We start from the raw sequence: 10,100 nt of genomic DNA on the forward strand, positions 1-10,100 counted from the left end.
CCGAACGGGGCGATGACGCACACGCGCCCCAAGGTTTTGTTGTTTTCCTAGAATTTTTGCCCCACGCAGCAAAGACCCTCCATGACCCACGGACTGATCCGCATCCACGGCGCGCGCCAGCACAACCTGAAAAACATCGACCTGGACATCCGCACCGGCGAGCTCACGGTGGTCACCGGGCCCAGCGGCTCGGGCAAGTCCAGCCTGGTCTTCGACACGCTGTACGCCGAGGGCCAGCGCCGCTACGTGGAAACTTTCAGCGCCTACGCGCGCCAGTTCCTCGACCGCATGGACCGGCCGGCGGTGGACAAGGTCGAGGGCGTGCCCCCGGCCATCGCCATCGATCAGACCAACCCGGTGCGCAGCTCGCGCTCCACCGTGGGGACGATGACCGAACTCAACGACCACCTGAAGCTCCTGCTGGCGCGCGCCGGCCAGCTGTTCGACCGCCAGACAGCCAGGCCAGTGCGCCACGATACCCCCGAGAGCATCTACGCCGAGCTGCAGCGGCGCGCCGCCGCGGCCGGCGACCCGCGCCTGGCCGTCACCTTCGCCGTCGAGCTGCCCGGCGGCACCACGGCCGACGAGGTGCAGCAGTGGCTGTCTGCCAGCGGCTACACCCGCGTGCAGGCCGAGCGCGAGCTGGCCACCCCCAGCGGGCCGAAGAAGCTGCTGGACGTGGTGGCCGACCGCTTCCGCCTGCAGGGCGCCGAGCGTGCGCGCGTGCTCGAGGCCATCGAAGGTGCGCTGCACCGGGGCGGCGGGCGCCTGGCCGTGTATGCGCTGGCGGCTGGGGAGGGCGGGGGCGACGAGGTCTGGAAGTTCTCCACCGGCCTGCACTGCCCCGAGAGCGACCTGCGCTACGCCGAGCCCGTGCCGTCCATGTTCAGCTTCAACTCGCCCGCCGGCGCCTGCGAGACCTGCCGGGGCTTTGGCCGCGTGATCGGCGTGGATTGGGGTCTGGTCGTGCCCGACGAGCGCCTCACCCTGCGCGCCGGTGCCATCAAGACCATCCAGACGCCGGCCTGGAAGGAGACGCAGGACGACCTGATGCGCCACGCCGAGGCCGCCGGCATCCCGCGCGACACGCCCTGGCACAAGCTGAGCGAGGCGCAGCGGCACTGGGTCATCGAGGGTGCGCCGGACTTTCGCGCCGGCAACTGGAGCCGCCAGTGGTATGGCATCCGGCGCTTCTTCGAATACCTGGAGAGCAAGGCCTACAAGATGCACATCCGGGTGCTGCTGTCCAAGTACCGCAGCTACACCCAGTGCCCGACCTGCGCCGGCGCGCGTCTGAAGACCGAGAGCCTGCTGTGGCGCGTGGGCAGCCGAGCGGCGGCCGACGCGGTGCTGGCCCCGGGCGAGCGCTTCCTGCCGCGCGGCGTGCAGTGGACGCGGGCGCAGCTCGAAGCCCTGCCGGGGCTGTGCCTGCACGACCTGATGCTGCTGCCGCTGGAGCGGCTGCGGCGCTTCTTTGCGCTGGTGGAAAGGGACGCCCAGGACGCAACAGGCCTGCCGGGCGGCGCTTGCGCCGCACCGGATGCGTCTCCTGCTCCCTCCCCCCCTGGGGGAGGGCAGGGGTGGGAGCCAGCCACGCCCGCTTCCGCCAGCGCCGCGGCCATGCCAGCCGGCCCTCACCCCCACCCTCTCCCAGAGGGAGAGGGAGCCAAACGGGGAGAGGCGAGTAGCGCCGACGCCCAGGCCCTGCACCTGATCCTGGAGGAAATCCACACCCGCCTGCGCTACCTGACCGATGCCGGCCTGGGCTACCTCAACCTTGACCGGCAGAGCCGCACCCTGTCGGGCGGCGAGGTGCAGCGCATCAACCTGACCACGGCGCTGGGCACCTCGCTGGTCAACACCCTGTTCGTGCTCGACGAGCCCAGCATCGGCCTGCACCCGCACGACATGCACCGCATCACCGAGGCCATGCTGCGCCTGCGCGACGCCGGCAACACCCTGGTGGTGGTCGAGCACGACCCGGCCATCATGCTGGCCGCCGACCGCGTCATCGACATGGGCCCGGGCCCGGGCGAGCAGGGCGGCAGCATCGTCTTCGACGGCGACGTGCAGGCGCTCAGGCGGGCCGACACGCTGACCGGGCAGTACCTGGGCGGGCACCGGCGCATCGGCGGCGGCATCAAGCGCCTGGTCACCGAGGCCACGCCGCGCCTGATCCTGGAGGGCGCGCGCGCGCACAACCTGCAGGGCGTGACGGTGGACTTTCCCCTGCAGCGCCTGGTCGCGGTGACGGGGGTGTCGGGCTCGGGCAAGTCCACGCTGATCCAGGACGTGCTGGCGCCGGCGCTGTTGCGCCACTTCGGCCGCGCCACCGAGGCGCCGGGCGCCTTCGACCGGCTGCTGGGCGCCGACCACCTGGCCGACGTGGTGTTCGTCGACCAGACGCCGATCGGCAAGACCGCGCGCTCCAACCCCGTGAGCTACGTCGGCGCCTGGGACGCCATCCGCGAACTCTTTGCCGCCGCGCCGCTGGCGCGCGAGCGCAGCTACACCGCGGCCAAGTTCAGCTTCAACTCGGGCGACGGGCGCTGCCCGACCTGCGGCGGCTCGGGCTTCGAGCACGTGGAGATGCAGTTTCTGTCGGACGTGTACCTGCGCTGCCCCGACTGCGACGGCCGCCGCTACCGCCCCGAGGTGCTGGAGGTGCGCATCGAGCGCGGCGGCCGGCTTTTGAGCGTGGCCGACGTGCTGGAGCTGACCGTGAGCGAGGCCGTGCAGGGCTTTGCGGCCGACCGCGACGTGGTGCGGGCGCTGGCGCCGCTGGCCGACGTGGGCCTGGAATACCTGCGCCTGGGCCAGCCCGTGCCGACGCTGTCGGGCGGCGAGGCGCAGCGCCTGAAACTCGCCGGCTTCCTGGCCGAAGCGGCCAGGAGCCGCGCCAAGTCGCGCCAGCCGCTGGCGCGCAAGGGCACGCTGTTTTTGTTCGACGAGCCCACCACCGGCCTGCACTTCGACGACATCGCCAAGCTGATGCGCGCGCTCAGGAAGCTGCTGGAGGCGGGCCACTCGCTGGTCCTGATCGAGCACAACCTGGACGTGATCGCCGCCTCCGACTGGGTCATCGACCTGGGCCCGGACGGGGGCGACGCTGGCGGGCGCCTGGTGGCCGAAGGCCCGCCCGAGGAGCTGCGCCAGCACCCCACCTCGTACACGGCGGCGGCGCTGCGCGAGTATGCGCAGGCGCTGGGGGAGGGCGGGCACGGCGCCCACGACGGCGCGCCCGGCTCCTACTCCCTCTCCCGCGTGCGGGAGAGGGTGGGGGTGAGGGTGCGCGAGGAGGGCGCCGCAGCCGCTGACCCCCTCACCCCCGCCCTCTCCCCCGCGGGGGAGAGGGAGCCGGAGGGCGCCATCGAGATCGTCAACGCCCGCGAGCACAACCTCAAGGGCCTGCACGTCGCCATCCCGCGCGGCAAGTTCAACGTCATCACCGGCGTCTCGGGCTCGGGCAAGTCCACGCTGGCCTTCGACATCCTGTTCAACGAGGGCCAGCGCCGCTACCTGGAATCGCTCAACGCCTACGCCCGCTCCATCGTGCAGCCGGCGGGCCGGCCCGAGGTGGACGCGGTCTATGGCATCCCGCCCACCGTGGCCATCGAGCAGCGCCTGTCGCGCGGCGGCAGGAAGAGCACCGTGGGCACGGTGACCGAGGTCTGGCACTACCTGCGCCTGCTGTACGTCAAGCTGGGGGTGCAGCACTGCATCCACGACGGCGCGCCGGTGCAGCCACAGACGATGGAGAGCATCGCCGCGCAGCTGCTGCGCCAGTACCGTGGCCAGTGCATCGGCCTGCTGGCGCCGCTGGTGCTCAACCGCAAGGGCCTCTACACCGAACTGGCCGACTGGGCGCGCCCGCGCGGCTACACGCACCTGCGCGTCGATGGCGAGTTCCTGCCCACCACGGGCTTTCCGCGGCTGGACCGCTTCAAGGAGCACACCATCGAGCTGCCCGTGACCAGCCTGCGCGTCGCTCCCGAGAGCGAGGCGCGTCTGCGCGAGGAGCTGTCGCGCGCGCTGGCCCTGGGCAAGGGCGTGGTGCACGTGCTGGCCGGCATGGAGCGGCTCGAACAGGCGCTGGCTGACGGCCTGCCCACGGCGGGCATCGGCCAGCTGCAGGTGTTCTCCACCAAGCGCGCCTGCCCGGTCTGCGCCACCAGCTATGCCGAGCTGGACCCGCGGCTGTTCTCCTACAACAGCAAGCACGGCTGGTGCCCCGAGTGCGTGGGCACGGGCGTGCAGCTGACGCGCGCGCAACGCACGGTGCTGGACGATTCGGCCCCGGCGGACAAGGACAGCCGCGGCCGCGAGCAGAGCTTTGCCGAGCCCGAGGTCGAGGATCTGGCCGAAGTGGCCTGCCCGGCCTGCGAAGGCACGCGCCTGAACCCGGTGGCGCGCGCCGTGCTGTTTGCCGGCGCCCCCATCACGGACGTGGCGCGCCTGTCGGTGCATCAGGTGCGCGCCTGGATCGACACGCTGCAGCTGACCGGCCGCGAGGCCGACATCGCGCGCGACCTGCTTCCCGAGATCCAAAGCCGCCTGGACTTTCTGCAGGAGGTCGGCCTGTCCTACCTGACGCTGGACCGCGGCGCGCCCACGCTGTCGGGCGGCGAGGCGCAGCGCATTCGCCTGGCGGCGCAGCTGGGCAGCAATCTGCAGGGCGTGTGCTATGTGCTGGACGAGCCGACCATCGGCCTGCACGCGCGCGACAACGGCATCCTGCTGGGCGCGCTGCAGCAGCTGGGCGACAAGGGCAACACCCTGGTGGTGGTCGAGCACGACGAGGACACCATCCGCCGTGCCGACCACCTGATCGACATCGGCCCCGGCGCCGGCGTGCGCGGCGGCCGCCTGGTGGCCCAGGGCAGCGTGGCCGACCTGCAGGCCGCGCCCGAGTCGCAGACCGGCCGCTACCTGCTGCACGCCATGCGCCACCCCTCGCGCCCGCGCCGCCCGGTCCTCCCCCCTGGCACGCCCGAGGGCGCCTCTTCACTCCCTCTCACTCTGGGAGAGGGCCGGGGTGAGGGCCAGCCCGCTACCAATCCCATAGCTACACCTCAAGAACCCGCCAGCGTTTCCGACAAAAAAACCTGCAAAACCAGCAAAAGATCTGGGCTTGCAGCTACAAAAAACGCAGCAACCGCCTCCAGCCCTCACCCCCACCCTCTCCCCGAGGGAGAGGGAGAAAAACCCGCATGGCTCACGGTCCATGGGGCGTTCCTGCACAACCTCCAGCACGTCACCGCGCGCGTGCCGCTGCAGCGCCTGGTGGCCGTCACGGGCGTGTCCGGCTCGGGCAAGTCCACGCTGGCGCGTGACGTGCTGCTGGCCAACGTGGCCGCCTGGGTCGGCCAGCGCCAGACCCGGGCCGGGCGCGAGGCCATGGACCTGGAGGGCAAGGCGCCGCAACTGGTCGGCTGCACCGGCCTGTCGGGCTTCGAGACCATAGCCCGCGTGCTGGAGGTGGACCAGACACCCATCGGCAAGACGCCGCGCTCCTGCCCGGCCACCTACATCGGCTTCTGGGACACCATCCGCAAGCTGTTCGCCGAGACGCTGGAGGCCCGGGCACGCGGCTACGGCCCCGGGCGCTTTTCCTTCAACACCGGCGCCGGACGCTGCCCGGCCTGCGAGGGCCAGGGCGTGCGCACCATCGAGATGGCCTTCCTGCCCGACGTCAAGCTGCCCTGCGAGGTCTGCCGCGGCGCGCGCTTCAACCCCGAGACGCTGGCCGTCACCTGGCGGGGCAGGAACATCGGCGACGTGCTGCGGATGGAGGTCGACGAGGCGGTGGAGTTCTTCGCCAGCATGCCGGCCATCGCGCACCCGCTGCAGCTTTTGAAGGACGTGGGCCTGGGCTACCTGACGCTGGGCCAGCCCTCGCCCACGCTCTCGGGCGGTGAGGCGCAGCGCATCAAGCTGGTGACCGAACTGACCAAGGTGCGCGACGAGGTCGGCCGCCGTGGCCAGAAGGCGCCGCACACGTTGTACGTGCTGGACGAGCCCACCGTGGGCCTGCACATGGCCGACGTGCACCGGCTGATCCAGGTGCTGCACCGGCTGGTCGATGGCGGGCACAGCGTCATCGTCATCGAGCACGACCTGGACGTGATCGCCGAGGCCGACTGGGTCATCGACCTGGGGCCCGAGGGTGGGACGGGCGGGGGCCGCATCGTCGCCGCCGCCCCGCCCGAGGGCGTGGTGCAGGCCGGCACGCACACCGGCGTGGCGCTGGCCCCGGTGCTGGCGCGCGACTGAGCAGGCGGCGTTTTCCTACAGCCGTGCGGGCGCCCGGCGCACAGCGCCGGGACTGGAGGGCGCGCTACGATTTTCGGAACGCGTTGCAGCTGGCAGCGCGGCCGGCCGGCCCTCTGGCCGGCAAGTCTCATGGTTACCCCTCGCCCCTTCATGGGGTTTTCCCCGGCCGCCTCGCGGCGGCCGGGGATTTTTCTTGGGGGCGTCAGGGCTGCGCGGATGGGACAATCGCCGTCCATGACGACGACCGCCTCCAGCGCCCCCACCCTCACCCTGACCCGCCCCGACGACTGGCACCTGCATGTGCGCGACGGCGCCCCGCTGGCCACCGTGGTGCCGCACACCGCCGCGCAGTTCGGCCGCGCCATCATCATGCCCAACCTGCGCCCGCCGGTGACCACCACCGGGCAGGCGCTGGCCTACAAAGAGCGCATCCTGGCCGCCGTGCCGCCCGGCGTGGCGTTCGAGCCGCTGATGACGCTCTACCTCACCGACCGGCTGCCGCCCGAGGAGATCGCCCGCGCCCGGGCCGCCGGCATCGTCGCGGCCAAGCTGTACCCGGCCGGCGCCACGACCAACAGCGACGCCGGCGTGACCGACCTGCGCAAGATCCGCCCCACGCTCGAAGCCATGCAGAAGGCCGGCATGCTGCTGCTGGTGCACGGCGAGGTCACCAGCCCCGACATCGACCTGTTCGACCGCGAGGCCGTGTTCATCGAACGGCAGCTGATCCCGCTGCGGCGCGACTTTCCCGAGCTGAAAATCGTCTTCGAGCACATCACGACGAAAGAGGCGGCCCAGTACGTGGCGGAAAGCGATCCCTACACCGCCGCCACCATCACCGCCCACCACCTGCTCTACAACCGCAACGCCCTGTTCACCGGCGGCATCCGCCCGCACTGGTACTGCCTGCCGGTGCTCAAGCGCGAGGTGCACCGCCAGGCGCTGGTGGCGGCTGCGACCAGCGGCTCGCCCAAGTTCTTCCTGGGCACCGACAGCGCCCCGCACCCGGCCCACCTCAAGGAGCACGCCAGCGGCTGCGCCGGCTGCTACACCGCCCACGCGGCCATGGAGCTGTATGCCGAGGCCTTCGACGCGGCCGGCGCGCTCGACCGGCTGGAGGGTTTTGCCAGCTTCCACGGCGCCGACTTCTACGGCCTGCCCAGGAACGACGGCACCATCACCCTGCGCCGCGAGTCCTGGACCCCGCCCGAGGCCTACCCCTTCGGCGAGGCCGAGCTCAAGCCGCTGCGCGCGGGCGAGCCGCTGGCCTGGCGGCTGGCCGCGGGCTGAACGCCAGCGCGGCCAGCGGGCTCCCCACCGACCCTTCCACCGGACGCAGACCATGGACCAGCCCGTGCAAGAAGACCACCTCGCCGGGCGCCATGGCCCGCACGGTGCCGACCCGCCGCCCCGGCCCGCGGCCGGCGAAGGCACGGCCCTCCCGCAGCTCGACGTCAGCGCCCTGGCGCTGCTGGCGCGGCTGGTGCATCCGGTCTGGGTGTTCGATGTCGACCACTCGCGCGTGCACTGGGCCAACGCCGCGGCGCTGGCCCTCTGGCACGCCGACGACCTGCGGGAGCTGAACGCGCGCGACATGGCGTCCGACATGTCGGAGCCCGTGGCCCGGCGCCTGCGCCAGTACCAGCGGGAGTGCGAGCGCGACGACGCGCGCTCGTGCGAGCTGTGGACGCTCTACCCGCGCGGCGTGCCACGCACCCTGAGCCTGGTCTACAGCGGCGTGCGCCTGCCCGGCGGACGCGTGGCCCTGCTGTGCGAGGCGGTCGACGAGCCTTGGAGCGACGCCGGGCCACACGCCAGCCAACCGGCGCTGCACGATCCGCTGACCGACCTGCCCAACCGGCATTTCATGCGCAAGGGCTTTCGCGGCCGCCTGGGCGAGCTGCTGGCCTCGGGCCAGCAGGCGGCGCTGGTGTGCATCGACCTGGACCATTTCAAGAAAATCAACGACCTGCTGGGCCACGCGGCCGGCGACCGGCTGCTGGTGGAGACGGCCCGCCGCCTGCGCCATGCTGTACGCGAGCAGGACCTGGTCGTGCGCCTGGGGGGCGACGAGTTTCTGGTCTTTGCCGCCGTGGCCGACGGCGGCGCGGCCATCGAGGCGCTGGGCGAGCGCTTGCTGCAGGCCATCGCCCGACCCGTGCGGCTGGCGCAGCACGAGGTCCGCGTCACCGCGTCGCTGGGCGCCTGCTGCTTTCCGCGCGACGGCCGGGACGTGGACACGCTGATGCGCCAGGCCGACCTGGCCATGTACAGCGCCAAGGAGGGCGGGCGCGGCCGCGTGGCCTGCTTCACCAGCGCCATGCAGACCCGGGCGCACACGCGGCTGCGGCTGGAGATCGAGCTGCGCCGCGCCGTCGAGCGGCGCGAGTTCGTCGTGCACTACCAGCCGCGCTACAGCCTGCGCTCCGACCGCATGGTCGGGGTCGAGGCGCTGGTGCGCTGGCAGCACCCGCAGCGGGGCCTGGTGTTGCCCGAGACCTTCATCCCGGTCTGCGAGGAGGCCGGGCTGATCCAGGCGCTGGGCGAGCAGGTGCTCGAACAGGTCACGGCGCAGCTGCGCCGCTGGCAGGACGCGGGCGCCGCGCTGTCGGTGGCGGTCAACCTGTCGTCGCGGCAGTTCGCGCACGCCGGGCTGCTGTACACGCTCGCGCGCATCATCGAGGGCAGCGGCTGCGACCCCGCGCGGCTGGAGATGGAGATCACCGAATCCCTCCTGCTGGGCAACGACGAGGCCACGCTGCAGGCCCTGCACGGCTTGCGCCGGCTCGGCTGCGGCGTGGCGGTGGACGACTTCGGCACCGGCTACTCCAACCTGGCCTATCTGCAGCGCCTGCCGCTGACCTGCCTGAAGATCGACCGCTCCTTCATCGGCCACATGCCTCAGGCACGCGCGCTGTCGGACATGATCGTCTCGCTGGGCCACGCCCTGGGCCTGCGCGTGGTGGCCGAGGGCGTGGAGACCGAGGAGCAGCTGCAGTGGCTGCGCCAGACGACGTGCGACGAGTTCCAGGGCTTCCTGCGCTCGCCGCCCGTGCCGGCCGGCGCCATCGACGCGCTGCTGCGGCAAGGCCCGCTGCCACGCTGACGACGGCGCGGCAATCCGGTGCGCGGCCTGGGTGTACCCCGGTGCGGGCGGCGCCGGCCTTCTATGATGGCCGGCCCATTTTTCCCAGCCCCCGGGGTGCTTGAACCGCCGCCCGGCCTCCCCATATGGGCGGGGCCCGGCGCCCATCCTGCCGGGGGCTCTTTTCCTTCCCTCGTGGAGACACTCTTCCCATGAAACGCATTGCGCTGTTTTTACTGACCAACCTGGCCGTGGTGGTGGTGCTGGGCGTCGTCGCCAGCCTGCTGGGCGTGAACCGCTACCTCACCGCCAACGGCCTGAACCTGGGCGCGCTGCTCGGTTTTGCCTTCATCATGGGCTTTGGCGGGGCCATCATCTCGCTGCTCATGAGCAAGCCGATTGCCAAGATGAGCATGGGCGTGCACATCATCAACCAGCCGCGCAACCAGGACGAGGCCTGGATCGTCGAGACCGTGCGCGGTTTTGCCGACCGGGCCGGCATCCAGATGCCCGAGGTGGGCATCTACGAGGGCGAGGCCAACGCCTTCGCCACCGGCGCCTTCAAGAACTCGGCCCTGGTGGCCGTCTCCACCGGCCTGCTGCAGGGCATGACGCGCGAGGAGGTCGAAGCCGTCATCGGCCACGAGGTGGCCCACGTGGCCAACGGCGACATGGTCACCATGGCGCTGATCCAGGGCGTGATGAACACCTTCGTGGTGTTCCTGTCGCGCGTGATCGGCTA

At 71.7% G+C, this 10,100-nt stretch carries 4 protein-coding genes; all 4 read left to right on the plus strand.

The window, feature by feature from the left end:
• Positions 1 to 81: 81 nt before the first annotated feature.
• Positions 82 to 6,273: an excinuclease ABC subunit A gene (locus RT051_RS06215; protein WP_313073740.1), complete on the plus strand. Its 6,192-nt coding sequence runs from the start codon at positions 82 to 84 to the stop codon at positions 6,271 to 6,273.
• A gap of 234 nt (positions 6,274 to 6,507) precedes the next feature.
• Positions 6,508 to 7,563: a dihydroorotase gene (gene pyrC / locus RT051_RS06220; RefSeq protein WP_313073743.1), complete on the plus strand. Its 1,056-nt coding sequence runs from the start codon at positions 6,508 to 6,510 to the stop codon at positions 7,561 to 7,563.
• A 52-nt stretch (positions 7,564 to 7,615) separates the two neighbouring features.
• Entirely contained in the window at positions 7,616 to 9,379 is a 1,764-nt protein-coding gene (locus RT051_RS06225) for a putative bifunctional diguanylate cyclase/phosphodiesterase (RefSeq protein ID WP_313073746.1), read from the plus strand.
• Between the two features lie 191 nt (positions 9,380 to 9,570).
• A partial coding sequence (gene htpX / locus RT051_RS06230; protein WP_313073749.1) for a protease HtpX occupies positions 9,571 to 10,100 on the plus strand: 530 nt, incomplete at its 3' end.

It is taken from the genome of Melaminivora sp., assembly GCF_032059615.1.
Lineage (GTDB): Bacteria > Pseudomonadota > Gammaproteobacteria > Burkholderiales > Burkholderiaceae_C > Melaminivora.